Source organism: Mesorhizobium sp. M1227 (assembly GCF_040318315.1).
Classification (GTDB): Bacteria; Pseudomonadota; Alphaproteobacteria; order Rhizobiales; family Rhizobiaceae; genus Mesorhizobium.
The window spans coordinates 1-25095 of the sequence record NZ_JAMYLZ010000051.1; the positions used below are offsets into that span (position 1 = coordinate 1).

Annotated in this window: 22 protein-coding genes and 5 pseudogenes; 18 read left to right on the top strand and 9 right to left on the bottom strand. The window is 60.0% G+C overall.

Features of this window, described 5'->3' with window-relative positions; all coding sequences use genetic code 11:
• Positions 1-565: 565 nt before the first annotated feature.
• The 4 genes from NKH28_RS31600 to NKH28_RS31615 all read right to left on the bottom strand — a co-directional run bounded on the left by NKH28_RS31600 (position 566) and on the right by NKH28_RS31615 (position 5377).
• Positions 566-1600: a proline racemase family protein gene (locus tag NKH28_RS31600; protein ID WP_352981181.1), complete on the bottom strand. Its 1035-nt coding sequence runs from the start codon at positions 1598-1600 to the stop codon at positions 566-568.
• A 405-nt stretch (positions 1601-2005) separates the two neighbouring features.
• Positions 2006-3295 carry an NAD(P)/FAD-dependent oxidoreductase gene (locus NKH28_RS31605; RefSeq protein ID WP_352981182.1) on the bottom strand — a complete coding sequence of 430 codons (1290 nt, stop codon included), beginning with the start codon at positions 3293-3295 and terminating at the stop codon, positions 2006-2008.
• An 89-nt stretch (positions 3296-3384) separates the two neighbouring features.
• Positions 3385-4128: a GntR family transcriptional regulator gene (locus tag NKH28_RS31610; protein WP_352981183.1), complete on the bottom strand. Its 744-nt coding sequence runs from the start codon at positions 4126-4128 to the stop codon at positions 3385-3387.
• Between the two features lie 514 nt (positions 4129-4642).
• Positions 4643-5377, bottom strand: a complete 735-nt coding sequence (locus NKH28_RS31615; RefSeq protein WP_352981184.1) for a transposase — start codon at positions 5375-5377, stop codon at positions 4643-4645.
• Between the two features lie 77 nt (positions 5378-5454).
• Between NKH28_RS31615 and NKH28_RS31620 the strand changes: the two genes are divergently transcribed.
• From NKH28_RS31620 to dsdA, 6 genes and pseudogenes are all read left to right on the top strand, one after another.
• On the top strand, positions 5455-5949 hold the full coding sequence (locus NKH28_RS31620; RefSeq protein ID WP_352981185.1) for a hypothetical protein: 495 nt from the start codon (positions 5455-5457) through the stop codon (positions 5947-5949).
• 225 nt (positions 5950-6174) lie between these two features.
• A pseudogene (locus tag NKH28_RS31625) lies at positions 6175-6715 on the top strand (transposase); the annotation flags it as partial.
• A gap of 152 nt (positions 6716-6867) precedes the next feature.
• A complete protein-coding gene (locus NKH28_RS31630; RefSeq protein ID WP_502906688.1) occupies positions 6868-8088 on the top strand; it encodes an ATP-grasp domain-containing protein in 1221 nt (406 codons plus the stop codon).
• A 412-nt stretch (positions 8089-8500) separates the two neighbouring features.
• Entirely contained in the window at positions 8501-9412 is a 912-nt protein-coding gene (locus NKH28_RS31635) for a dihydrodipicolinate synthase family protein (RefSeq protein WP_352981187.1), read from the top strand.
• A 29-nt stretch (positions 9413-9441) separates the two neighbouring features.
• A complete protein-coding gene (locus tag NKH28_RS31640) occupies positions 9442-10920 on the top strand; it encodes an aldehyde dehydrogenase (RefSeq protein WP_352981188.1) in 1479 nt (492 codons plus the stop codon).
• A gap of 98 nt (positions 10921-11018) precedes the next feature.
• Positions 11019-12389 (top strand): D-serine ammonia-lyase, encoded by a 1371-nt coding sequence (dsdA, locus tag NKH28_RS31645; RefSeq protein WP_352981189.1) that lies wholly within the window; start codon positions 11019-11021, stop codon positions 12387-12389.
• A gap of 74 nt (positions 12390-12463) precedes the next feature.
• On the opposite strand, the gene NKH28_RS31650 is transcribed toward dsdA, so the two are convergent.
• Complete coding sequence (locus NKH28_RS31650) at positions 12464-12697, bottom strand: hypothetical protein (RefSeq protein WP_352981190.1); 234 nt, start codon at positions 12695-12697, stop codon at positions 12464-12466.
• Between the two features lie 15 nt (positions 12698-12712).
• Between NKH28_RS31650 and NKH28_RS31655 the strand changes: the two genes are divergently transcribed.
• The 8 genes from NKH28_RS31655 (at position 12713) to NKH28_RS31690 (ending at position 21598) form a co-directional block, all read left to right on the top strand.
• Entirely contained in the window at positions 12713-12955 is a 243-nt protein-coding gene (locus NKH28_RS31655; RefSeq protein WP_352981191.1) for a hypothetical protein, read from the top strand.
• Between the two features lie 405 nt (positions 12956-13360).
• Positions 13361-14536: a M24 family metallopeptidase gene (locus tag NKH28_RS31660; RefSeq protein ID WP_352981192.1), complete on the top strand. Its 1176-nt coding sequence runs from the start codon at positions 13361-13363 to the stop codon at positions 14534-14536.
• A gap of 194 nt (positions 14537-14730) precedes the next feature.
• Positions 14731-15888 (top strand): serine hydrolase domain-containing protein, encoded by a 1158-nt coding sequence (locus NKH28_RS31665; protein ID WP_352981193.1) that lies wholly within the window; start codon positions 14731-14733, stop codon positions 15886-15888.
• A gap of 181 nt (positions 15889-16069) precedes the next feature.
• Positions 16070-17656 (top strand): ABC transporter substrate-binding protein, encoded by a 1587-nt coding sequence (locus NKH28_RS31670; protein ID WP_352981194.1) that lies wholly within the window; start codon positions 16070-16072, stop codon positions 17654-17656.
• Positions 17657-17677: 21 nt separating this feature from the next.
• The gene (locus tag NKH28_RS31675; protein ID WP_352981195.1) at positions 17678-18616 is read left to right on the top strand and encodes an ABC transporter permease; all 939 of its coding nucleotides are present in this window, start codon (positions 17678-17680) and stop codon (positions 18614-18616) included.
• A gap of 2 nt (positions 18617-18618) precedes the next feature.
• Positions 18619-19512 (top strand): ABC transporter permease, encoded by an 894-nt coding sequence (locus NKH28_RS31680; RefSeq protein ID WP_352981196.1) that lies wholly within the window; start codon positions 18619-18621, stop codon positions 19510-19512.
• 23 nt (positions 19513-19535) lie between these two features.
• Positions 19536-20525, top strand: coding sequence for an ABC transporter ATP-binding protein (locus NKH28_RS31685; RefSeq protein WP_352981197.1), 990 nt, complete (start codon positions 19536-19538; stop codon positions 20523-20525).
• Positions 20522-21598, top strand: a complete 1077-nt coding sequence (locus tag NKH28_RS31690) for an ABC transporter ATP-binding protein (RefSeq protein WP_352981198.1) — start codon at positions 20522-20524, stop codon at positions 21596-21598. The genes NKH28_RS31685 and NKH28_RS31690 overlap by 4 nt, the downstream gene beginning before the upstream one ends.
• Before the next feature lie 157 nt (positions 21599-21755).
• Here the strand turns inward: NKH28_RS31690 and NKH28_RS31695 are convergent.
• A pseudogene (locus tag NKH28_RS31695) lies at positions 21756-21887 on the bottom strand (transposase); the annotation flags it as partial.
• Positions 21888-21913: 26 nt separating this feature from the next.
• Between NKH28_RS31695 and NKH28_RS31700 the strand changes: the two are divergent.
• Together NKH28_RS31700 and NKH28_RS31705 are read left to right on the top strand one after the other, a co-directional pair.
• Positions 21914-22039: pseudogene (locus NKH28_RS31700) on the top strand (SMC-Scp complex subunit ScpB); the annotation flags it as partial.
• A 48-nt stretch (positions 22040-22087) separates the two neighbouring features.
• On the top strand, positions 22088-22321 hold the full coding sequence (locus tag NKH28_RS31705; RefSeq protein WP_352981199.1) for a DUF6429 family protein: 234 nt from the start codon (positions 22088-22090) through the stop codon (positions 22319-22321).
• Here NKH28_RS31705 and NKH28_RS31710 read toward each other — a convergent pair.
• The 3 genes and pseudogenes from NKH28_RS31710 to NKH28_RS31725 form a co-directional block, all read right to left on the bottom strand.
• Positions 22302-22445: pseudogene (locus NKH28_RS31710) on the bottom strand (transposase domain-containing protein); the annotation flags it as partial. The gene NKH28_RS31705 and the pseudogene NKH28_RS31710 sit on opposite strands and share 20 nt — an antisense overlap.
• A 109-nt stretch (positions 22446-22554) precedes the next feature.
• Positions 22555-23404, bottom strand: a pseudogene (locus NKH28_RS34585) (tyrosine-type recombinase/integrase); the annotation flags it as partial.
• Positions 23383-23961 carry a tyrosine-type recombinase/integrase gene (locus tag NKH28_RS31725; protein WP_502906689.1) on the bottom strand — a complete coding sequence of 193 codons (579 nt, stop codon included), beginning with the start codon at positions 23959-23961 and terminating at the stop codon, positions 23383-23385. The gene NKH28_RS31725 and the pseudogene NKH28_RS34585, both read right to left, overlap by 22 nt.
• Between NKH28_RS31725 and NKH28_RS31730 the strand changes: the two genes are divergently transcribed.
• Both NKH28_RS31730 and NKH28_RS31735 read left to right on the top strand, forming a co-directional pair.
• Positions 23880-24656, top strand: coding sequence for a hypothetical protein (locus tag NKH28_RS31730; RefSeq protein ID WP_352981201.1), 777 nt, complete (start codon positions 23880-23882; stop codon positions 24654-24656). The genes NKH28_RS31725 and NKH28_RS31730 overlap by 82 nt on opposite strands.
• On the top strand, positions 24653-25095 hold a 443-nt coding region (locus tag NKH28_RS31735; RefSeq protein ID WP_352981202.1), incomplete at its 3' end, for a recombinase family protein. The genes NKH28_RS31730 and NKH28_RS31735, both read left to right, overlap by 4 nt.

Sequence of the window (25095 nt, forward strand, 5' to 3'; positions counted from 1 at the left end):
GCGGCTTCGTAGAGCAGCTCATAACGTTGAAGCGCGAGTTCCTCGTTCCAATGGCGGTCGTCAAAGCCGAAGGCGATCGCCGCCCGCCGTCGTCGGTCGAGGCCGCGATTGGGACGCCGAGTATCTGGAGCAGTCAGTCACGTCAAAAGTGAAGATCGTGATGGCCTAAGCCGGGCTGCTGGCCGCGAGACCATCGGCCGACGCGATCATCCCGGCATCGTAGACCGGCACGCGCTAACCAATCTCCTTGATCAGACCGGCCAGCCAGTCACCGTTACGGCCGGCTCCAACGAAGCTCAACTCCGACACCGCTGAGGGCCTAGCAGCTCGCGGCTTCCCTTCGCCCATCGCTGCGCGCGGTGATTCCCATATCACGACGGGTAGAGCGGGCCGCTTCTAAAAGCGCGTCTCGAGGAAGCCGTATCCGCCGAGCACCAGGTGCAGAGCACGCCGCCCCAATTCAAGGGGAACTTCCTTCAATTTCTGAAGCGATCAACTTCAAAGTGAAGATCATGACGTCCTGAACAGGGCTCCGGCCGCGGATCGACGACGAGGCTTCGCAACGTTACTTGAGCAGGTCGAAGGCGTCGCCCCAGCAATCGGACACCATGTAACCAAGCTGGTAGGGGTCCGTCGGGTCGACGCCGATCTGATGGATGCCGTGAATCCAACCGCGCCCGGAAATCCTAGGCAATATGCCGGGCTTGCCAGCCACCTTGGTCGTTCCGGTGATCGAGACCTCGAACTCGCTGTCGATGATCGAGCGCGCGATCCGCTTCTCGCCTTCCGCGAACTGGCCGCGCGCATACATGGCCGCGAGCCGCGCGCTGTTGCCCGTGCCGCATGGCGAACGGTCAACGCGGCCCGGAGGGACAACCGTGACGCCTTTCATCCGGCCCTCGTCGTCGTAGCCGACGAACATCGTGTAGGAGAGCCCGCTCAGACCGGCTATCTCGGGATGCCGGACGTCGAGCTGGATGTCGATGGCCCGCTGGACACGGCAGCCGAGATCGACCAGCTTCCTCGCATTCTCGGTCGTGAGCTTCAGGCCGAATTGCTCGGGATTTATGAGCCCGTAGAAGATGCCGCCATAGGAAATGTCTACCACCACCTTGCCAAGACCTGGGACATCCACCTCGGCGTCCAAAAGCAGCGGGAACGACGGCGGCATGTCGAGAGTGACGCGCTCGCATTTCCCGTTTGAGCATTTGGCAACGGCCTTGACGAGGCCGGCTGCGGTTTCGATTGTGACGATCGTCTCGGGCTCCTTCATCTCGACCATGCCGGTCTCAAGAAGCACCGTGACGAGGCAGATGCTGTTGGAGCCGGACATGGCATGCGCCTTGTCGCCCTGCAGGATAATGAAGGCGGCGTCGGCCTCGGGATGCACCGGCGGCAGTAGCAGATTCGTGCTCATCTGCGCGCATCCCCGGGGCTCGTTCACCAGGAAGCGGCGCAGCCGGTCGTCGACGTTGTTTATGTATAGCAGTTTGTCGAGGATGGTCTCGCCCGGAATCGACAGGACACCGCCGGTGACGACACGACCGACGTCTCCTTCGGCGTGTGCTTCCACCATCGTGAAGGTCTTGTTCCAGTGCATTTGTTTCCTCGGACTGGCGAATAACACAGCGGCGCAGAGCGGAAGCGGGCGATGCACATTCTTGTCTACATAATGACGACAATCAGCCACTCGTACCAGACCGCGGCACGTATTTCAAGAGGGCGCGTACGGAGCCACTCCGCGGCAGCACATTCTTTGGACGCCTAGTCGGCGGCGACATGTCATCGGGACCGGCCACGGGAAGGCCGGCCGGCTCTGCACCTCGGGCTTTTCGAGATATTGCTGGAACGCGCACTGCCGATGCAGCTCTTCACTCGCTTACTTCGACCTGAGGCCGGCTGGGGCTCAACGTTCCCGCATGGCTTGTGGCTCCCGTAACCCTGATTCTGTGGACGCCGGCGCTCCTGGCGGAATTCTGGTGCGGGCCTGGAACGAAAGGTGGGATTACCCAGGACGTTCGAAGCGATCGATCGCGAACGGCTGGCCAGCTTGTTGGTTTCCCCTCAGCAGTTCCAACATGATCTCCCCCGAGGCCGCGGCCCAGCTCAGTCCGCAATGGCCGTGGCCCGCCGAGTAGAATATCCCCTTCGCTCTTGCAGATCGTGAGATAACCGGTACCGAATCCGGTGTCGAAGGGCGAAGGCCTGACCAAGGCTTACCCCCCTGAGTGCACAGGTGCGGAAAAGTCCGTTCCGCTATTTTTTCGATGCGTTTGAAATAGGCTTGTTTCGGCTCGGAATTTAGACCCGCAAACACGGCCCAGCCACCCACCCTGAGACCGCTTGAAAGGCTCGTCGCAGCGATTCCTCGGTCAGCGAGGATGAGCGGATGGTTCAGTTCTAGCCCAGAGGCCGGGTAGGTGTAGTTGTAACCACCTTCCGCCTCAATCGGCAGATGATCGCCGATTTGACGGGCAAGCAAGGGTGTATTCGCGCCACATGCAATCACAATCTTATCGAAGCTGAACGCCTGCCCCTCACCCTTAACGGTGATCATGTGCTCTGCTGGATGTATCTCCTCCACGTTTGCACGCCGATACTCGACGCCGCTGCCAATCGCAGCTTGAAACAGGTTCGTCACCACATCATACGGATCGGTGACTGCACCCCAGTTATCCGACAAGATGGCGCCCACAAACTCACGAGAAAGGGATGGCTCAAGTTCGGCGAGATCGCGCCGGTCGGCAATAACTGTGAAGCTGTGACCGTGCTCGAGTTTCGCGCGCCAGTTCGGGATGGCGCTCTCTAACGAATGCCTCGACTCATAGAGGTAGAGGGCTGGCGCGTGCCGAACCATGTTCCCCAGTCCGGCTTCCGCCAGCAGCGCTTTGGTGGAAGGTAGTGCCTTGGCGCTAAGCAGCGTCAGCGCTTCCGTCGCCTTTTGGTAGGCCCTCTGCCGACCACTGAGGTAGAAGCGATATAGCCAAGGCGCCAGCCTAGGCGCATAGAAGGGATCGATCTTCAACGGAGCATTTGGGTCGACCAGCATACGGATTGCGGTTCCTAGAATGCCGGGACTGCTGATCGGAAATATCTCCGATCCCGCAATATGTCCTGCATTCCCGAAGGACGGTCCGGCTCTTCCGGGAGCGTCGCGATCGAGGAGTGCTACGACAAAGCCCCGCCTGGAGAGCAAAAAAGCCAATGCAACCCCGACGATGCCAGCGCCAACGACTCCCACGGCACAAGCCTGCGCGCCATCTTCCATGAAAATCCCTCGAAGTTCGCCGTTCAAAGATCGTGCGCCAATGCCGATCCTTGTGCCAAAAGGCATAAATCGACATTAGTTCGACAGTCAAGCGATGCGCTTCGGCAGGACTTCCCTCAGGTGGCGATTTTCATTTTCGAGGTGATGCTCCGCTCCATGTATTTTAGGAAGTCCCCCTTGAACTGCCTCGCGTGCTCGTGGGCAAGGCGCTCGGTCTCGTCTGGATCTTGAACGCGGATGGCTTCTAACATTTCTCGGTGATGCTGGTTCAGGCGCCCTACTGTGGAACCCAGGCTTTTGAAGAGGAATTCACTGTGAAAGTAGAGCATCCGTCGCCCTTCCTCCAGAATCCGCTTATAAAATCCGGCAAAATACTGGTTGCGGCCCGCCTGCGCGATCCGAATGTGAAAATCGTAGTTACCTTCGATCATGGGCAACCAGTCGTCGGTATCGAAACTGAGCTTCGCTTTCTTCTCGAAAATCCCAAGTGTAGCTTCGATTTCCTCTACGTCCCGCTGAGAGCGGCAAATGGCAGCTGACCGATGGGTAGCGCGCTGCAGAAGATCCAAAGCATCCAGATATTCGGGCACGCTGCGGAAATCGAGAGGGGCTACGATGGTGCTGCGGTTTTGAAGGGTAACGACCAATCCCTCGCTCGCAAGGCGCACCAGTGCCTCTCGAATAGGGGAGCGCGAAAGTTGGAAGCGTTGTCCCAACCCTACCTCGTCCAAGGGGGCGCTGGGGGGCAGCACCATGCTTAAAATGTTGTGACGAAGCTCGGTATAGACCCGGGTACTTCCGGTTTCTCGGGGAACCGCAGTCTTATGCGCTGATGCTGCTTTTCTTACTCGCATATTCATTCGTATCCTTGCTCCAGATCAGCTCTGATCAAGCAGACCATCCGAGGTGCCTGAACGGCTTCGCTCAACCGCCCATCCACGATGTTCGACTTCCTACAATTAGCCAGTCCGGTCAAGGTCGACAACCTGCATACAACATTGTGCAACGCCGACACCATCGGAGGTTTTCACCACGGTCCCAAAGCGGTTAAGCCGAGCGATTGACGGGAGCAGACCAATGCGTCGCCCTGGCAATCGGCGACCAACATCGCTTCGACGACCGCCGTGTCGTCGGCTCGCCTTTCCGGAAGGTTATTGTGGGTTGGACGCGCGATCCCATCATTCGACACCCTTCGGCGACGGAGGTGCCGCAGGGCCGGTGATGACGGACGTAATCCCTCGTTTCAGCGGCAAAGTGCGCTTTTCCGACTCCCCTCATATGAGGCACATCGTGTCAATGGTAGTGGTGACGGCCTAGGTCACTTTCGAACGTAGTCGGGACCGGCCTCGCGGCGAATTGCGGAACAAGTCCACATCACCTCATATCCGGTCGGCTCGGGTGGAGCCTGCACCCATATCCCGCATTCACGGGCAAGTTTGGCGAGGCCGGGAAGGATGGGACCCATCTTTTTGACGGCGTTAACAGCCCTGGGGGGCGCCGGTCCACATCCATCCCGCTTCGTCGCAAGTGCCGTTGGCCGCCCTCGCGTCGAACTCTTTCGTCAGGCCTGGTCATGGTGCCCTCCGGCAGCGGGCCCTGGGTCAGATACCGCCACAAGGCGATTATAAGCTTGCGCGCCAAGGCGACGATCATGGTGCGGCGGATGCGTCCTTTGCCGGCGCCGACGCGCTCATGAAACCAGCGCGCGAGACCGCTATCGGGCTGATGGCGCAGCCACAGCCAGCCAAGTTCAATGGCGGTTCGTCGCGCTCGCGGATTGCCCGATCTTTGGATGCCTTGATCGCGGCTGACGGCGCCGCTGCTCCAAGGGCTGGATGCAAGACCGAGATAACCGGCGACCTCACGCCGGTTCTGGAAATCGCGGAAGAACACCTCGTTCATCATTACGCTTGCGATCGTCAGGCCGATGCCACGCAGATGACTCAGTTGGGCGATCCCGGGAGCTGTGGTCTCGGCGGCCTGACGCTGTTCAGCCCCGCCCTCCATGATCATCTCGATCACTTGCCACAAGCGGCGGCACTCGCGCTTGATCTCGTTCTTCAGGCAGGGCGGCAGATCCCGCCCGTCGGCCGTGCGCAGCGTCTCCAACTGCTCACGCCCGTCCCGTCTGGCTGGCTTGAAGTCGCGGATGCCTGGGTCATCAAGAGCCGCTTGACGGGGCTCGAATGCTGGCCGCGTTCGTTGACGAGCCGAGCCCGTTCCCGGCTGCGACGGCGATCGTTCTCCTGCTCGAGGCTCGGCACGCGCACAACCCGGCAGACCCTCGGCTCGCCACGTTCCAGCGCCATCAGCGTGCGCAGCAGCGCCGCCGCATCGAGGCGGCCCGTCTTGGCGCGGCGTTCGACCAGGATGCTGGCCGCGTCCAGAACCTGATTGTCGATGCCGCGGTCTCACAGGAAACGATGCAGCCAGAAACCGTCGTGGCCGGCCTCGTAGCACGACATTACCCGAACTGGACGCGTCAAGGCGGCCTGCGCCTGTTCGCGCCGGTGTTCAAGGAGAGCCATAAGCCCTTCGGTCTCACCTCCTTGCAGGCGATGCAGGCTGATCTTGTCGACCGCCGGCGAGTGCAGGGCCACAAGCCAGGTCGACTTACTCAATTCCAGTGCCATGAAAATTGTGACAGTCTTCTCGTCGACGGGCGGCAGAGCAACGGATGAGAGATTCATGAGACGTCTCCAAGGTTAGGATGTCGGACCCCGAAACCTTACCTGAGTTCCGCCGCCCGTCGCCTCATGGGATCTTTTTAGGAAATCCAATTCCACAGCCTGTTTGCCGACGAGCCGCTCCAGCGCGGCGATCCGGGCCTATATTGAGTAGGCGTCGCGTTACTTCGGCCTCGAGTCTGCCAAGAAACTGGGCCGGCCAAGGGCATCAAATCCGCCGACGCGGCCGACCGATCGGTGCCGAGATTGGGGAAGGGGATCTTCGGTCTTGGCAGCTCGGCGATCGGGACGCTGGTCGAGCGCACGACGCGCTTCACGATGCTACTGCATCCTCCTAGTCTATAGTCTAGGTCTAGGCTCGCGAACATGGCGAAGCTCCGCGCACGAAGACCGGGCCTGCGCTCGCGGGACACGGGGCTAAAGCCATGCGCGGCGCGATAGTGCGCGCCATCATCAACCTGCCCGAAGAACTTCGTCGTTCGCCGACCTGGGATCAGGGAACCTGAAACTGCCCGCACGATCGTCCCAAACTAGATATACTTCTGCGATCCGCAAAGCCCATTGCAGCAACGAGAACACCAACGGGCAGCCGCGTCAGTACTTCCCGAAAGGCACAGAACTGAGCATCCACAGCGCCGACGAGATCGCCGCCGTCGCAGCGGCCCTCAATGCCCGACCGAGAAAGACCCTGGCTTGGAAAACGCCGGCAGAGGCGCTTACCGTTGCAACAAAACTCGAAATAAAATTCGCAGATCCTTAACGCCGCAAAATCGTTGACGATGGTAGCCTCCGGGCAAGGTCTGAGGTCAAGCGCGGCTACAAAGATGCCCACAATCCTTCAGACCGCCGCACGGCACGCACAGAAGGGGTCCACAGTCGATGGCAAGAGCGCTGATCATACTTGGAGGCACGATGATGGGTTCGGGCCTGCTATACGTCCAGGCTGCTCAGCGTCTTGGCCTTGAGCCAATTACCCTTTCGGACGATCCAACTCGGTATGATCATTTCGCGGCGAAAGGGGCTGAGACAATCCGTGTTGATACAGACGATCTGGATGCGCTGATCCGTGAATGTTCCCGGCTCCGAGCGACCTATGACATCGCCGGCATCACGAGCGCTCGGGACGCGTTTTATGCGACGGCCAGCAAGCTCTGTCGGCATTTCGATCTACCTGGACCGAACCCGGAAGCTATCGAACAATGCCTCGATAAGTACACTCAGCGTCAACTTCTCGCGGCCTCACGCGTCCCGATACCTGCTTATCGCCTGGCGGCCAACGTCGCGGAGGTAGAGGCTTCTGCCGCGGAGATCGGACTGCCGGTGATAGTTAAGCCTGCGGTGGGCAGCGGCAGCGTCGGTGTTCGATTGTGCCGCACTCCCGATGAGCTGGTCGAACATACGACTTATCTTTTGGGCGGGCAGCACATATGGCAGTCCTCGCCGAGGATACTGGTCGAAGAATTCGCACAAGGCCCGTCTTATGGGATCGACATAATGGGAGATCAGATCATTGGAATTAGCACCGGTGACTGCGGCCCCCCACCGCATTTTGTATATCGTTCGAGTACCTATCCGGCCCCGCTGACTGATGGCGAGCATGAGCGTATCGTCGATGTTTCGCTGAGCTGTTTGCGAGCTCTCGGCCTTGGTTGGGGGCCAACGGGCATTGAATGCGCGTGGACGACGCGTGGCCCAGTCGTCATTGAAGTCAATCCGAGGCTTCATGGCTCGCCCACCCCCCAAATGGTTCGGCTGGCTTACGGTGTCGATCTCATCACCGAACACGTCAAGCTTGTCATCGGCGACGAATGCGATTTGCGTAGAAGGCATTCGCACACTGCGACCGCGCGGTACCTAGTTGCTGATCGCGATGGCACGCTCGATTGGATCGCGGGCGACAGTCAAGCGGCTGCCGTATCAGGTGTCGCCGAGGTCAAATGGTACGTTCAACCTAAGACGCCGATTGTCAGAAAAGGCGACTATCGAGACTGTTTGGGACACGTCATCGCCGTTTCATCCAGTCTTCTTCGCTCCGAGGCGATACTTCAGCGTGCCGTCGACTTGGTTCATTGGTCCATCACGCCATTGAAGACGATAGTCGAAAGTGACTCAAAAAATTCCAAGCTCACATGACGATGTTGGGCTTTGGTGCATGGATCCGGACTTGAGCGGATCTTTGAAGCGACAGACTATGCCGTGGCTGCCTCGCGGCGGGCGGATTTTGGGCGTGCTCAGGCAAGCATGCGATTGAGGACGGCGCAGCCGGTGGCGACTTTGGTCTGCTGAACGGGCAGCGACCGTGCCCCGCAAACGCCACCCGAGGAAGGCGCAGGTGAGTCCGACACGCGACGCTTGAGGTCTCGGTCAATGTTCACTTCGCTGGTCAGGCCGCGCCAGGGTGCGGAGCATCAAAACTCGTTGACAATCACTATGAACGACAATATGTCGACAGAAAAAGCGACCGGCGTTCGCTACACGCGAACGACCTTTTCGCAGGCTAATCCCTGTGCCTTCACATGGATGGATTGATGGATGGAGATTTCAGATGCAGATACCTCAACTGAGCGGCATCCTGACGGCCCTCGCCACCCCATATGATGATACCGGCCGTCTGGACCTGAAGGCCTTGGACAAGCTCGTTGAGTTTCTCGTCTCCAACGGCGTGCATGCCCTCATTCCCGGCGGCTCCACCGGCGAATACTATTCTCAGACCCTCGAGGAACGGAAAGCCGTCCTGGCGCGCGTGGCCGAGGTCGTGAAGGACCGCATCCCGCTTTATGTCGGCGCCAACAGCATGCGGCCCGAGGATACGATTGAGATCGCAAAGTTCGCCGAAGGCTTGGGCTACGGGGCGCAATTGCTCGCGGCTCCACCTTACTCCCTGCCGGGCAAGTCGGAACTCATTGCGCATTTCCGCAACATCGCCAAGAGCACGTCACTGCCGATCATCCTCTATAATTTCCCCGCCCGCACCGGCGTAGATATGGACAAGGAGTTCCTCGAAGGCGTCCTCGATATCAAGAAGATCTTCGCCATCAAGGAATCGAGCGGTTCAATCTCCCGCTACTACCAGCACATGGTCCTCTATCCCGAGCTGCAACGCGTCTGCGGTTTCGATGACCAGGTCCTGGACCAATTCCTGTGGGGCACACGCTCCTGGATCGCCGGCGCTTCCAACTTCCTGCCGGCCGAACACGTCGCCCTCTACAATGCGTGCATGAAGAAGGAAGACTTCCTGCTCGGACGCAAGCTGATGAAGGCGATGATGCCTTTGATTTACCTGCTGGAGAACGGCGGGAAGTTCAACCAGTACGTTAAATTCGGCGCGTCGCTCGCTGGCATTGCCATCGGCGAGGTCCGCGCTCCGCTGATGGGCCTTTCAGATGCCGAGCGCTCCGAGTTCCGTAAGCTCTACGAAGACCTCAGGTCGCAGAACATCGCCTCCTGGCTAAATTGAAGGGCACAAGAGCCGGTTGAGGACATAATATGACCGTCAAAATCACGATCCCCGCGACCTACGAGACCCGCCCGTTCATCAACGGCTACTATCGCGGCACCGAACGCGGCGAAACGTTTGCGACTTTCAACCCTGCTACGGGCAAGGAACTGGCGCAGGTTTCCTCGGGAGACGAAGCGGACATCGACAGGGCTGTCGCGGCTGCGCGCGCTGCGTTCGAAAGCGGGTCGTGGTCACGCCAAACGCCGCGCGACCGCAAGAAGACGCTGCTGCGCTTCGCCGACCTGATCGAAAAGAACATCGAAGAGCTCGCCCTGATCGAGACACTCGACTGCGGGAAGCCTCTGAATGATTCCCTTAACGTCGATCTTCCCGACAGCGTCGAGACCTTGCGCTGGCATGCTGAGGCGACAGACAAGCTCTACGATCAAATGTCTCCAGCCCCGCTCGACGTCGTTTCCATGATCGTGCGCGAGCCGGTCGGGGTCGTCGGCGCGGTCCTGCCGTGGAACTTCCCGCTGTTCGTCGCAATGTGGAAGATTGCGCCTGCGCTCGCCACCGGGAATTCCATCGTCGTCAAGCCAGCGGAACTGACGTCGCTCTCGATGCTGCGCCTTGCGGCCATCGCTGCCGAAGCTGGGCTTCCCGAGGGCGTGCTTAACGTCGTGCCCGGCATGGGACCGACCGCCGGCCGCGCGCTCGGCCTGCACATGGACGTCGACTGCATCAGCTTCACGGGTTCCGGCGAGGTCGGCCGCCACTTCCTGAAATACGCCGCAGAATCGAACATGAAGCGCATTGTCTTGGAATGTGGCGGCAAAAGTCCGGCCATCGTTCTCGATGACGTGAACGACTTCACCCCTGTGGTCGAGCAGATCGCGGCCGGGTTCCTGTTTTGCCAGGGGGAGAACTGCTCCGCCGGCACGCGCCTGATCGTCTCCGAGAAAATCCTCGAACCTCTGCTCGCGAAGCTCAAGGAAACCGTCAAGACCTGGAAGGTCGGAGATCCGCTGGATTCCGCTACGAAGATCGGCGCCATGATCGAGGAGCCGCATATGCAGAAGGTCCTCTCTTACATCGAGAAGGGCCAATCCGAGGGCGCGAAGCTGACGCTCGGCGGCAACCAGGTATTGAAGGGCACCGGCGGCTACTTCATCGAGCCGACCATCTTCGAAGGCGTGACGAACGACATGGTGATCGCGCGCGAGGAGATTTTCGGCCCCGTCCTGTCAGTCATCAGCGTCCGTGACGACGCCGAAGCCGTGCGCATCGCGAACGACACGAATTACGGCTTGGCGGCGTCGCTCTATACGAACGATCTCAACCGGGCTCACCTGATCGCAAGGTCGATCCGCGCCGGCACCGTTTCGGTCAACTGCTACTCGGAAGGCGACTTCGCGGTCCCGTTCGGCGGCTACAAGGAATCCGGCTTCGGCGGAAAGGACAAGGGCTTCGCCGCTCACGACCAGTATACCGAGACGAAGGCTATCTGGATCCAACTGCGCTAGTCGGCACAGGGTTCGGATCGATCAGTTAAGGAATGGTCGCTTGGTTCTTTCCGCTGATTCCCGATCGGGATCGGCAAAATTTGCCTCAAGGACACCTTATGCTCGACGACAATGGCCAGGAGAAGGAAAGGCTTCTCGCCCAACTGGCGGCGGGAGTTCCGGTGTTCTGGATCAACCACGCTGTTGCGCAATCGCATGACGGCGATGCGTATCGCCAGGACATCGCCGACGCGCGGCAGCGTTTGCGCGATGCCCGCTACCATCTTCAGGGCTCTTTCCCCGAGACTCGCGGCCTGGCCGACGTCGTCGAATCGCCGCTCCTTGCCGCCGAAGATCTCGCAAAGCGCTGGAACATTCCACGCTGGCTCGTCAAGGCTGACCATTCCCTGCCGATTGCCGGGTCGATCAAGGCGCGGGGAGGGTTCAACGAGGTGCTCGCCTTCGCGGAACGGGTGGCGGCTGAGAACGGTCTCGGTCGGACGTCCCCGGAGCGGCCGAACTATACGCACCCGGACGCGCGTTCCGTCTTTTTGCGCTATTCGGTCGTTGTCGGCAGCACGGGCAATCTGGGCCTGAGCGTGGGCATGATCGCCTCTAGCCTCGGCTTCCGCACGATGGTGCATATGTCGCGCGACGCCAAGACCTGGAAGAGGAATCTTCTGCGCGCCAATGGCGTCGAGGTCATCGAGCATGCCGGGGACTATTCGATCGCCGTCCAGCAGGGGCGCCAAGCCGCCGAAGCCGACCCGAAATGCCACTTCGTCGACGACGAGCATTCGATAGACCTGTTTGCCGGCTATGGCGCTGCCGCAGCCGAACTGGCTTCGCAACTTGAGGAGCGGCGGATTGTCGTCGATAACGATCATCCGCTGTTTGTCTATGTGCCTTGCGGCGTCGGCGGCGCGCCCGGCGGGATTACTTACGGACTGAAGTCGCTTTTCGGAAAGAACGTACATTGCTTCTGGGCTGAGCCCTCGGCTTCGCCCTGCATGCTCCTTCAGCTGCTGATGGGCGTTCACCGGAGCGTGTCCGTCTACGATATTGGTCTCGACAACGTGACGGAAGCGGACGGACTGGCCGTCGGCAGCGCGTCTCCTTTCGTCGCGCCACTAATGGCTGACCAGGTCTCCGGCATCTACACCGCAAACGATGGCCACATGCTGGATATCATGCTGTCCGTGCGGGACGCCCAAGGCCTCCGGGTCGAGCCTTCGGCGGCCATTGCCTTCCTCGGCCCGCTCATCCTGACCGCGAGCGTGGAAGGCCGCCGTTACGTCCAGGCGCAGGGACTTGGGCGGACTTTGCCGGATGCGACGCACGTTTCGTGGACGACGGGCGGCTCGCTGGTTCCGGCCGCCGAATGGCAATTACTCTACGAACGGGCGGAGGTCTTCCGCGGCAAGGTGAGCGCGCTCGCCGACGCCTGGAAAGCAGTGACAAGGCGTAGATGGGTAGACTTTTCGAACTGACGAAGATGGCCCCGATCAAAGGTTCGCCGACGGTCGGGTTCCATGGCGGCAAAGGCTGTTGGTAGCGCCTTCCACTACATTGGCCGGATTGATGGTCGGGAAGGTCTTGCCGAGGCGGCCTCGATATACTTACCGTCGATAAAGGCGCGGGTCTCGAACTTCAGCGCGGGCGCGGCCTCCTTGAAGTCGGTCGTAAAGTGATCACCAATATCTAGTCGTGCGCGAGGAGGGGTGGACCGCGCCGTCGCAGCCGTGCGCCGTGATTTCAAGGCGGGCGTCCGGTTCTTGGCCACGGCGAGCGCGCGCATGTCGAGACAGTCATCATGACCACCATCGAGGAGGCGATGGCAAAGCGAGCAGCACATTGGGCCGGACCGACGCGGCCGAGCATGAGCTCGCCTTTGCCGCCTTTCCGAAAGCAGCAAGCCAGTGCTCAATGCCGGGGAACGAAGATGACCGTTTCGACCATGATCGTGGCAGGCCGCATGGTGAGTAAGAACCTATTCAGCGTTACGGCCGAAAGCGCCAGCAGCCGCGCCGGCTATTTCTCGTCTCCTCGAATCTGATCGGCCGCATCTATCAGCAGGCCGAGCAGCAGCGCGCTTCTCATAGAGGCCCGGCCTGACGTTGCCGAGCGCGATTTTCGGGCGTGTCTTTCTTCCGGCATCGCTCGACGTCGTCCGGTTCATTCGTTCAAGCCGGTTCCTTACCCGCTCGCCGGCGCGATAATGGCGAATTCTCGCTGATTTCATAATACTGATCTCAAAAACGCGTTGACAGGTCACGACAATATGTCGACAGTGGTCGGCAACATCAAAGTTGAGCATCAGGGAGACGACTTTTTCCCAGCCTGCTCGGTGCTCCGTAGATGGAGATTTCAAATGCATCTAGTCAACTGACCACGGCGGTCTGGACCCAAGGGCCTTGGACAAGCTGACGACGGATAACGAAATTAGGAAAGGACGTTCTGTATGAACGACAGGAACTTTGTGCAGGCGTTTGAGACGTCGGAGTATCGAGCTCGGCTCGATAAGGTGCGGGGTTTGATGTCCGATGCAGGGATGGACGCGCTGGTGATCATCTCACAAGCCAATCAGTGCTATCTCCTGGGGTATGAGTCCTTCTCCGGTGAAGAGCCGCAGGCTATGCTCGTGACGTTGGATGACGACCCGTATTTCATCCTGCGCAAGATGGACGCCGACACTGCGACCGAGGCCGGATGCTGGCTCCCGCAGGATCGGGTCGTCGGATATGCCGAGAGTTACGTCGCCGGCTCCGGGGAGGCGAGTGCATGGGAATTCATCGGCAAATTCGTCAAGGGCAAGGTAGGATCCTCGGCACGTATTGGCGTAGAAGTCTCTTGGTTGGGCCTGTCCAGCTACCCCAAGTTTGTCGGCGCACTGCGAATTAAGGAGCCGCTTGATGCCAGCGAGTTGGTCGGGTCATGTAGGGTAGTCAAGTCCAAGCGTGAGCTGCAATTCATGGCCGAGGCGGCTGCGATCGCGGACCGCGCTCTGCTTGCCGGCATCGACAAGATTGCCGTCGGTGTGCGGCACTGTGACGTTGCCGCGACGATCATGTCCGCGCTATGTGCCGGCACTGAGACCATTCCCGGTGATCCACCGCCGTCTCCCCCCATCGTCCGAGGTGGTAAGCACGCGATCGCGCCGCATCAGTTGTGGAGTGATGACATATTCGCCGCCGGTGAGCAGTACTACCTCTTGGCCGGTACCAGCAAGCACCGGTATGTGGCTGCAATGACGAGGACCGTTCATCTCGGCCCGGTCACACCACGCAGGAAGAACCAACACGAGGGTGCACTGGCGGGATTCCACGCGGCCGCCGCCGCGCTGCGCCCCGGCGCGACCTGCGCCGATGTCGCGCGCGCAGTCCAAGCGGCAATCCGGCCGTACGGTCTCATTAAGGAATCTCGGATGGGCTATTCCATTGGTCTCGACTGGACCGACGGCCCGAGCCTGGGGACCAACAACAACACCGAGATCTTGGCCAACATGACCTTCCGGGTCGACCTGGGATTCTATGAGCGCGGCGAATCCTACATGCTGAGCAACACCGTCCGTGTCACCGAAAACGGTGCTGAATCGATGAGCAATCTTCCCCTCATCCTTTTCGAGCGTCCCGGATGAAGCGCCGGAGCAACGACAACTCGCGAAGGGAAAGTCGCCGTCTGCCGCTTCCGTGGAGCTTTGCTGGCGCCTCGCACGAGCCCCTGTAGCGGAGCTCGCTTCGCAGGGGAAATAGCATCGGACCTTTGTGACGAATGATGATCTGAAAACAGATTATCAAATCCATGATAAGAACCCAATCAGGATACCTGCCCATGACGCTTGCCTCGATACCCAACCCGGATCTTGTCATTTCGCCGATCGAAAATAGCGCGCACTGGAATCTGGCCAACTATCGCCGGCAAGGTTTTCACAACCTGCATACCATTGCCAGCTACGTAACGTCACTGCGTTCCCCCCGCGTGCTGCCGTTCAGGAAAGATATCGACTGGACTATTGGGGAGCGACCAGACGTCGCGCGGTTCCTCTCGGTGCCGCATTTCTCCGGTTTCGTCGTGGCGCGTGACGATCGCATCCTCTACGAGGCCTATGCTTCGGATTTCGGGCCGAACAGGCCACACGCCATCATGTCGATCACAAAGATGGCCCTCAATATTATGCTCGGCCGCTGCGTCGCAGAGGGTCTTCTTGATCTTGACCGACCTGTAAAGGACTATCTGCCCGAGATCGGGACCGGCTTTGGAGAGGCGACCGTCAGGGCCGTAGCCGACATGAATGTCGCCAACGAAGACGGCGATGCCACGTGGTTTGCCATGGAGGCCGCTACAGGTTGGCGTTCGCCGCCGGATGACGGGACGGAGTTGACGATCCGCTCGATCATCTGCGGCATCACCGGGGACAATCTTGTCAATCGAACCGGCCACTTGATCTACAACAATGGTAATCCCGAAGTGATTGGCTGGATCGTCGAGCGTGTCAGCAAGCGGTCGCTTCGCAACTGGCTTATCGAGATAGTGGAGGCTTCAGGCCTTGAGGGCTCCTATCATATCGCCTGCGATCGGGAGGGCGTGCCGGAGTTCGGTGGTGGCGCATCCCTTTCCGCTCGTGATCTCGCGCGCTTCGGCCTGCTCTTAGCGCGTGGCGGCATGGGCATTGACGGACGCCGTGTTGCCGATGCCGCATTCATCGAAGAAACCCGCCGCAATCCCGGACCTTCTTGGCCACAGCCTCGCGAAGGGTTGTACTATAGCCGCTTTACGACGACCAACGGCACCTGGATCGGCCACGGGGGATCTGGAGGGACGTACCTGCTGGCTAACCCCGACACCGGCATTGCGGTGGTTTATATGGCCGTGTTCGAAAACGAGAGCGGCGACAGCGCGGATTTTTGGCAGCCCCTAATCAGCATGATGGCCGAACTCGCATCAGCTGAATCTCTTAGCCCCGCGAGATCTGCCTTCAGCGGAACGTGACCAGCGCATCGGAGCGGACCGTGAAAGCTACCCAGAACATCGACCGCCGCACGCTACTTAATGGAGGAACCCTTGATCTGCGCGGTGGGAGGTAAGCGTCATGAGGGTGACAGGATGAGCCAAACATAAACTGAATCATAGACGAATTCGCAGCAGCTAAAACCGGCAATGGGAGGAAACTATGGAAAGCATCATCAAGAACATCGACCGCCGCACTCTTCTCAAGACAGGAGCCGCCTTGGGCGGTGGTGTCATTGCTAGCGGCATGCCGCTCTCCCAAGTGATCTGGGCGGCAGAAGGCAAAGTGCTGAAGGTCGCCCTTCAGTTTGACCTTGCTACTCTGGATCCTGGATTTTACACTTCGAGTTACGAAATTAACGTGATGAACTGCCTTTATTCGAAGCTCACGCATTATAAGCCAGGCTCCGAATGGGGCTGGGAGTTGGAGGCGGCCGAAAAGATGGAGCAGGTCGATCCGACGCATATTCGCTTCCGTCTGAAGAAAGGCATCAAATTCACCGGCGGCTATGGTGAGATGACTGCGAAGGACGTCAAGTTCTCATTTGAACGCATCTTCAAGCACAAGTATTGGACTGCGGAGGAATTCGGCCCATTGGATCATGTCGAGATCGAGGACGATCATACGGGCGTTATCGTGTTCAAGACGCCGTTCGTGCCGGTCTGGACCATTGTCTTTCCTTATGCCACCGGTCATATCGTTTCCGAGCAGGCGGTGATGAAGGCGACCAAGGATGGCGGCAATTTCGGCATGAAACCGCCGGCGTTCTCTGGGCCCTATGCGCTCGCGGACTGGAAGCAAAATCAATACACGCTATTGACTCGTAATCCCGAGTGGTCTGGACCAAAGCCCGGATTTGATGAAATCCGCATCGTACCGATTACTGACATCAAGACGGCGGAACGCGCCTATCGGGCCGGCGATGTTGATTTCGCGACGATCAGTCTCGATTCACTGGCGACGTTCAAAAGCAATCCGCCGCCCGATACAAAGGTTGAGGAGCATCCTTCCCTCCGTATCGTCTGGCTTGGCATGAATATGGATCATCCGAAGCTGAAGGACATCAATGTCCGCAAGGCAATTCAATGGGCCATCAATGTGCCGCAGGTCGTGGACACCGCCTATGCGGGGCAGGCCAACGTGGCAACCGGCTCAATTGCGCCAGGTATTATCGGACATCGCGAGAAGGCGCTCGTTCCACCGGAAGGCGACCTCGCCAAGGCCAAGGAGTTCCTGGAAAAGGCCGGTGTCAGCGACCTGCAGGTAACTCTCGATTGCGACAACAGTGGCATACCTTCGATAATTGCCCAGACGATTCAGGCGCAGTTGTCGCAGATCGGCATTGCTGTCCAAGTCAATGCCCAGGACCCCGGTTCATTCGGGACGATCGGTCAGGAATCGGAAGGCGATCGCTGGAAGGACATGCAGCTCTTTATCAGAAACGACAGCAGTCTGCCTGATCCTTCTTACTACATGGGCAGCACGACAGCCTCAGTGGGCATTTGGAATTGGGAGCGCTTCCGCAGTGACCGCTATGACGAGCTCAACGCCAAGGCAGTGACGATTGAGGATCCAAACGAGCGCGCAAAGCTCTATTATGAGATGCAGGACCTCTTGGAGGAGTCGGGCGCCTACCGTTTCCTGACAAATGGTGCTACTCCTGTCGTGTACCGCACGACTAAGGTACAGGCTGCGACCCGTCCGGACGGCGTCCCTTTATATCTCGACTTCAAGCCGGCTTCGGGTTAAGCGGCGGCGGCGGGCTGAGGTATGTTGTCTTATCTTTGTAAGAGGTTGGTCCTCGCGGTCACGATCATCGTGATCGCGGTGACACTCCTGTTCCTGATGATCCATGCCGTGCCTGGGGACCCCGCCGCAACTCTGCTCGGCCCCCGGGCGACGCCTGAGGCAAAGGCGCTGCTGTATCAGCAGATGGGGCTCGACAAGCCGTTTCTCGTGCAGATCGCCACCTTCTTCGGCGGACTGCTCCACGGCGATCTCGGGTATGATGTGTTCAGCCAGAGACCTGTCGCCGACATCGTGTTTGGGCAACTGCCCTACACGATTGAGCTAATCCTGGTCTCCATCTTTTGGGCCGCCGCTATCGCCATGCCGCTAGGGTGCTACTCTGCCATGCGGCGCAATTCCTTGCTCGATCAAGCGGTTGGGGTAATCGCGGTGGCTACCTTCGCCATTCCTTCCTTTGTCATGGCAGTTTACGCACTGCTGATCTTCGCCGTCGCCCTCCGCTGGCTGCCGGCGATCGGGCCGGGCGAGGGCTTAGTGGATGGGCTCATCCACCTGGTCCTGCCTAGCTTTGCAATGGGGATTGGATGGGTTGGCTATATCTCACGACTGGTGCGCGCGTCCATGCTCGAAACGCTGGGCGAGAACCATATCCGCATGATTCGCTCTTTCGGGATTTCGGAATGGCGCATTGTTTCCCGCTACGCTCTGCCGCTTGCGATCTTGCCAACGGTAACCATCTTGGGCGTAGGGATCGCATGGCTGCTGTCGGCAGCGGTGTTTGTCGAGGTGGTGTTCGCAAGACCGGGGATCGGCGCGCTGATCGTGCAGGCGGTGAATACGCGCAACTATCCAATTGTGATGGGCGTTGTCGTGGTCACCACCTTCCTTATCGTGATAGCAACGACGCTCTCTGATGTCATCAACGCCGGCCTTGACCCGCGGACTCGGGAAAAGCTCTGATTATGACCAGCATTGACACGATTGGTACAGAAGCTCCCGCAAGGCACAATCCAGGTGCCCTCGGAGCTTTCCTGCGGCAACTGCTTAAAAACCGTCTGGGCATGCTTGGCGCGGTGCTTGTCCTAGTCATGGTGGCGAGCGCGATCTTTGGTCCGCTCATCATCACACATGACCCTATCCGCATAATGGTCGGGCCTCGTTTGGCGGGCCCTTCAGCAGATTTTCTTCTTGGCACGGATCAACTCGGCCGCGACACCTTTTCGCGTACCATCATGGGCAGCCGCATCCCGCTTCTCGTTTCCTTTGCATCGCTCGGCAGTTCGCTTGTCGTTGGGCTCGTGCTTGGCCTGATAGCAGGGTTCGGGCCGCGCTGGCTCGACAATCTTCTGCTACTATTCTTCGACACAATCCGCTCCTTTCCCGGGATCATATTTGCGTTGGCGATCATCGCGCTTCTTGGCCCCAGCATGTCCAGCGTGACCCTGGTCATCGCAATAACATCGATGCCGATCTATGCGCGTGTCGTGCGCACCCAAACGCAAGCCCTGCGCAACTCCGATTACATTGACGCGGAGCGCAGCATGGGCGCTGGCACGATGCGCATCCTTGCCGTTCACATGCTGCCAAACGTGATTGGTCCGCTTCTTATTCTTGTGAGCATGGATGTGCCTGCGGTCATCGCCGTGCAAGCGGGTCTCAGCTTTCTCGGCATGGGTGTGCAGCCACCCACGCCCGACTGGGGAGCTATCCTCAATGATGGCTATAGCTATATCAATCAGACCCCCTGGCTGGTTTTTGCCGGCGGCATTCCAATAGTGGTCGCCACGCTGGGCTTCACATTCCTTGGCGAGGCATTGCGTGACATATTCGATCCCAAGCTGCGGAAAGACTTATGAGACGTGAGGATCCGACACCGCCAATGTCCGCCCATCCGCTTCTCGAGGTTCGGAACCTCAACCTCGACTTCGGCTCGCCACGCGGACGTGTTCACGCACTGCGCAACGTTTCGCTGGACGTGCCGACCGGACAGATAGTCGGCATCGTCGGGGAGAGTGGATCCGGCAAATCCACACTTGCCTATACTGTGATGGGTCTACTTCCAGAAAACGCTCAGGTAACTGCCGGCAGCATCATATTCGAAAGACGCGACCTGCTTACGCTGACCGCCCAGGCGCGACGCAGTCTGATGGGCGATCGCCTCTCCATGATCTTCCAAGATCCGATGACCGCGCTCAATCCGGTGCGGACGATCGAGAGCCAGATGATCGATATCCAACACCACGAACAACGAGGCCGTCGTGAAAAGCGCGGTCGTGCGATCGACATGCTCAAGCGCGTCGGAATTCCCGATCCGCAAAGCCGCATCGGGAATTATCCGCATCAGTTCTCTGGTGGCATGCGCCAGCGCATCTGCATTGCCATGGCACTTCTGGTGAGACCGGCGCTGCTCATCGCCGACGAGCCGACCACAGCGCTTGATGCAACGTTGGAAGTCCAGATCATCCATTTGCTCAGGGATCTGCAAAGGGAGATCGGTTGCTCCATCCTGTTTGTCTCCCACCACCTCGGTGTGGTCGCCGAACTGTGCGACCACGTTGCCGTCATGTATGCGGGCGAGGTGGTGGAGCAGGGTGCCGTACGCGACATCTTCCATAACCCCGGCCATCCCTATACAAGGGCGCTGCTTGAGTGCGATCCTGGACGGATCAAACAACGGACGCGTAATTTGCCGACCATCCCCGGAAACGTCCCCAGTCTGCTCGGAAGCAGGAACGGATGTATCTTCCAACCGCGGTGTCCTCACGCTTTCGAGCGCTGCGTGCATGAGAGGCCTGGCGAATACCGTGTCGCTGCTGACCAGGTCGCGCGATGCCATCTGCTCGATCGAGCCGGGATGGTTGCGGCATGAGTGCGCTGCTGAGTGTCCAGGACCTGCGCGTCCGCTTCCGCACCATGGGGTCACTGAAGGCGCTCACCACGGCCACGGCAGACCCTTTCATTGACGCTGTGTGCGGCGTCTCGTTTGAAATCCGCAAGGGCGAGACGCTCGCCCTCGTCGGCGAAAGCGGATCTGGCAAATCCACCATCGCGCGCACGATCATCGGCCTTCAGCCGGCTGTTAGCGGCAGCATTCGTTTCGACGGGCAGGAACTTATCGGCCTCAAAGCGGCCGAACGAAAGTCCTACCTGCGCCGCATGACGATGATGTTCCAGGATTCCGTGGGCTCCCTCTCGCCGCGGCTGACCGTGCAGTCGCTCCTCACCGAGCCATTCCGCATACACGGCGTGAGTAATCGCGATCCCGGTGCCGAAGCGGAGCGCCTGTTGCGCATGGTCGGCTTGCCGGCGGACTTTGGGCGCCGCTATCCCCACCAGCTCTCTGGCGGACAGGCCCGGCGCGTCGGCGTCGCTCGTGCCCTTGCACTCAACCCAGACCTTATCATCGCAGACGAGCCCACAGCTGGGCTCGACGTGTCGGTCCAGGGCGAGGTGCTTAATCTGCTTGCTCGACTCCAGGATGAACTCGGGATCGCCATCCTGATCATCACCCACAACCTCAACGTAGTCCGCCACATGGCCGATCGTATGGCGATCATGTATCTGGGCCGGGTTGTCGAGATCGGCTCAACCGAAAGCGTTTTCGACCATCCGCGCCATCCTTATACGCAAGCCCTGCTCTCGGCCAATCCAGTGCCCGATCCGGATGCCGTTCTCAACCGAATCGAAATCAAGGGCGAGGTGCCGAGCATGCTGAGACGGCCAACCGGCTGCGAGTTCCACACGCGATGCCAGTACGCGCAGGAAATCTGCAGCCGGGTTTTCCCCCAACCTGCGGCCAATTCGGATGACGCCGAGCATCGGTTCAAATGCCATTTCCCGATCACCTGCGAAAGCGAGCTAGTCTTGGAGGCGCGACCGCGGATTAAATGGATCGACGAAGGCATGGAGCCGGGAACTAGGAAAAGCGCTGATTGGATTTAGCGGCCCGCGGTCGCGGAGCGACTGGACAAGTCGTCTAGATGGTGGAGGCCACAGTCCACAGTGAGGTTAGGTGGCTGCTTTCCCGAGCGCGCGGGCTTGGCGGGTGAGCGACAAAGCGTGGTTGCTGTCGATCATGTCTTTGCGCTCAACATCCCGGCCTTGTTGAGCGCTCCCGCGGGATCGAAGGCCGCCCCGTCGGCGAATACAGCGCCGCCAAGTCCCGCTCCAATGCCGCCAGCGCCTCGCTCACAATCGCCCGAATACGGCGCAACGGATGATCGCGCCGCACCCAAGCCTCGAGATCAACACTTCTAGCCGATTACGCGTGGAGAACTGTCGAGCTTTTTTGGGAAAGAGATTTCTCGCGACCTGATCAGCCATCTGCGTGGCGCTGGCCTGATTGCTTCAGGTCCGCGCAGCCCGACACCCGGCGCGCCGTATCCATCCGGTCTGGGCCGCGGCGGGTGCGGTCTGTGTTAAGCTGCAGCGATGGAGATCGACACCGACAAGATCGATGATGCGGTCCTGGCACTGCTTTGGCTGACCCTGCACAATGAACGGTGCGCCTGGAAGAGCTTTGACTGGGACGTGACGGATCGACTTCACCGGAAGGGATTGATCGCCGACCCGGTCAACAAGGCAAAATCCTCGGTGTTGACGGACGAGGGTCTTCGGCGCTCGGAGGAACTGTTTCGCGCGCTGTTTACGCGGCCGACGCCATGAGCGCCCGAACGGGCCGCCAGTTCCAAGGCAGCAGGTCCTCGAGCCGTGTGATCGACGTGTCGGCGACGCGGGCGAGGACATCGGCCAGCCAGGCCTGCGGATCGACGTCGTTGAGCTTGGCGGTACCGACCGGCGAACTATGCCGAGCGCCTCGTCCGATCATGGCGGTATGATGCGCTTTGCCCGCCATTTGACCAAGAACCCGTCGTTGACACTCGGCATAGTTCTCATGCTCAAAGGGCGTTCAGGAACTCAAGAAGCCGGTCGTTTGGCCGAAATCGTTCGGCCTTTGCGCGTTCGTATGGCTTCAGCTTGGCAAGTGCGGATTCCTTCAGCCCAAGATGTGCGTGAAGATAGGTCAGCGTCGTTTCCATCGCCTCATGGCCCAGCCATAAGGCGATGACCGAACAATCGACTGCAGCAGCTCCATGGCAGCGCTGTGCCTCAAAACATGGGGCGACACCCGCTTCGAGCGGAGGGTGACGCAGTGTTCGCGAGCCTTGGCGACATATTTGTTCAGCAGCGCCTGCACGCCGTCGGCGCTCAGTTTGCCGCCGTGCGTGTTCGGAAAGAGAGCCGTTGCGCCCCGCTTCCTGGGCTCGTTGAGCCAGCCCCGAAGGGCTTGCTGTGCAACCTTGGTGAGCGGGCGTACTTCGCTCCTTGCGGCCCTTGCCAAGGCATCGCACGTGGGCACCGTGCCCCAGCATCACCGAGTCCCGGTCGAGATCGATGATCTCCGAGACCCGCAACCCCGTTTGCGCGGCCAGCAACAGCAGAGTGTAATCACGCCGTCCCAGCCATGTGCTGCGATCCGGACAGGCCAGGATCGCTTCAATCTCGGGCCTGGTGAGAAACTGAAGCTGTCGCTTGTCGCATCGCTTGCTCGGGATCGCGAGCACGCGTTGAATCTGGGCGCTATGGGCCGGCTCCTCGAAGTGCATATCTGAAGAAAGACCGAATGGCCGTGAGGCGGAGATTACGGGTCCTCACTGAGGCGGATCGCAGTGTCTCGAGGTCTTCCAGGAATGCGCCGATGAAAGGCGCGTCCAAATCCCGCAGTGTCAACTGTGACGGAGACGCGGACCATTGCGCTGCCCCCGCTGCCGCAGGCCGATCTGTCGCGACAGCTGCCAGAACACCCGGTGAACGTATTGGTGCAGCAATCTGCCGCCCTGCTCGGCGACAAAGAAACAGGGACTGCGAGGCGCGCCGAGATGCGCGTCGCGTCGCGCGGCGTAGTCCGACAGCACGGCGACCGTCGTGGCATGGAGCGGGACCAGCCGCGACTTGCCGAACTTCGTCTCCCGAATGGTGAGGACACCTTGGTCGAGATCGACGTCGTCTCGGCGCAGGTCCAGCGCTTCGGAATGGCGTAGCCCGGCGACCGCTATCAATCCGAACAGGCAATGATATGTCCAGCGACGCAGGGCCTTGGCCGGCGGCAGCGCCAGTGCCGCCGCCAGAAGCGCCGTGATCTCAGCATCGGTATAGATGTAGGGTTTTGCCCACCGCGCCGGCGGCACGGCGTCGCGAGGGGCACTTCGGTCAGAGGATCGAAATGAGCGAGGTGCTGAGCGAAGCAGCGCACATCGGTCAGGCGGATGGACCAACTCGGTTGTCGGCCGATCAACGTCACCCACTTCATTGCCAGCGCCGTGGTGATGGTCTCGGCGCCGCGAGCCTCCATGAAGGTGACGAAATCCGACAACCGTCCGGCGAGGCCGTGTTACCTGTATCCCAACCCCTGGCGCATGCCCACATAGCGCTCGAGCGCTGTTCGAAGCCGGCTCATTCGGCACCTCCCGGCCACGGCAGGCTCAGTTCGCGCAGCTTCTCGATGTCGCAATCTCGGGGTCATTCTGCCCATGTTGGACAGGAGGTCGAAGTCCATTATCGCTGGCATCCGTATTTCGGACGCCGGCTTCGCTGCGAGAACAGCGAAGAACGCGCCAACGGTCGGATCATTCATCTCGTCATCGTGCCGGGGCATGTCATTACCGCTCCGGCCTGGATGATCGATCCCGTGGCTTGCGCGGCGATGGACCTGGGCTCCCCGCGCGTATCGCTTGCCGCGCTGCTTGAGCTTCACAAGCTCTTGATCGAACGCCGTTTCCGGCGAGGCTGTCCGGATGGTTTCACCATCGCGGAGGCGCAACATGAGAACCCTGCCACCACCGACACGATCTCTCGTGGTCGTTCGCCAACTCAGCTTGCCGCTCGACTCGCAGAAGCTGAACGGGCTGAGTTCAGCGCAACGGACCATAGTGATCGCCCGGCTCGCCAACGTACTGATGGCCGCCGCCGGCGTGGCAACGGAGGAGGAGAGCTGCGATGACGAGCGGTAATCTGATTCCGACTGCCGTCCTCAAGCGCAAGGCTGTCGTCTATGTGCGTCAGTCCACTCAGGCGCAGGTCCAGCTCAACCTTGAGAGCCAACGTCGGCAATATGAGCTTGTCGACGTCGCGCGGCGCTGGGGATTCCGCAAAGTAGAGGTGATCGACGAGGATCTGGGACGAACCGCAAGCGGGGCTGTGGAGCGTCCCGGTTTCGAGCGCCTGGTCGACGATCTGTGCACCGGCCATGTGGGCGCCGTGCTTTGCCTGGAGGCGTCCCGCCTGTCGCGCAACGGGCCGGACTGGCATCGGCTGCTCGAGTTGTGCGGCGAAGTCGATGCACGCGTGATCGATTTGGACGGAGTCTACGATCCGGGATTGCCGAACGACCGCCTGCTGCTCGGTATGAAGGGCAGCATCAGCGAGTTCGAGCTCGGCGT

Bases quoted from the DNA above. Each gene is read 5' to 3' on its own strand.
- NKH28_RS31600 (WP_352981181.1), bottom strand. From the start codon at position 1,600: ATGCACTGGAACAAGACCTTCACGATGGTGGAAGCACACGCCGAAGGA.
- NKH28_RS31610 (WP_352981183.1), bottom strand. From the start codon at position 4,128: ATGAATATGCGAGTAAGAAAAGCAGCATCAGCGCATAAGACTGCGGTT.
- NKH28_RS31620 (WP_352981185.1), top strand. From the start codon at position 5,455: ATGCTGGCCGCGTTCGTTGACGAGCCGAGCCCGTTCCCGGCTGCGACG.
- NKH28_RS31630 (WP_502906688.1), top strand. From the start codon at position 6,868: ATGATGGGTTCGGGCCTGCTATACGTCCAGGCTGCTCAGCGTCTTGGC.
- NKH28_RS31635 (WP_352981187.1), top strand. From the start codon at position 8,501: ATGCAGATACCTCAACTGAGCGGCATCCTGACGGCCCTCGCCACCCCA.
- NKH28_RS31640 (WP_352981188.1), top strand. From the start codon at position 9,442: ATGACCGTCAAAATCACGATCCCCGCGACCTACGAGACCCGCCCGTTC.
- dsdA (WP_352981189.1), top strand. From the start codon at position 11,019: ATGCTCGACGACAATGGCCAGGAGAAGGAAAGGCTTCTCGCCCAACTG.
- NKH28_RS31650 (WP_352981190.1), bottom strand. From the start codon at position 12,697: ATGCGCGCGCTCGCCGTGGCCAAGAACCGGACGCCCGCCTTGAAATCA.
- NKH28_RS31655 (WP_352981191.1), top strand. From the start codon at position 12,713: ATGACCACCATCGAGGAGGCGATGGCAAAGCGAGCAGCACATTGGGCC.
- NKH28_RS31660 (WP_352981192.1), top strand. From the start codon at position 13,361: ATGAACGACAGGAACTTTGTGCAGGCGTTTGAGACGTCGGAGTATCGA.
- NKH28_RS31665 (WP_352981193.1), top strand. From the start codon at position 14,731: ATGACGCTTGCCTCGATACCCAACCCGGATCTTGTCATTTCGCCGATC.
- NKH28_RS31670 (WP_352981194.1), top strand. From the start codon at position 16,070: ATGGAAAGCATCATCAAGAACATCGACCGCCGCACTCTTCTCAAGACA.
- NKH28_RS31675 (WP_352981195.1), top strand. From the start codon at position 17,678: ATGTTGTCTTATCTTTGTAAGAGGTTGGTCCTCGCGGTCACGATCATC.
- NKH28_RS31680 (WP_352981196.1), top strand. From the start codon at position 18,619: ATGACCAGCATTGACACGATTGGTACAGAAGCTCCCGCAAGGCACAAT.
- NKH28_RS31685 (WP_352981197.1), top strand. From the start codon at position 19,536: ATGTCCGCCCATCCGCTTCTCGAGGTTCGGAACCTCAACCTCGACTTC.
- NKH28_RS31690 (WP_352981198.1), top strand. From the start codon at position 20,522: ATGAGTGCGCTGCTGAGTGTCCAGGACCTGCGCGTCCGCTTCCGCACC.
- NKH28_RS31705 (WP_352981199.1), top strand. From the start codon at position 22,088: ATGGAGATCGACACCGACAAGATCGATGATGCGGTCCTGGCACTGCTT.
- NKH28_RS31730 (WP_352981201.1), top strand. From the start codon at position 23,880: ATGAGCGAGGTGCTGAGCGAAGCAGCGCACATCGGTCAGGCGGATGGA.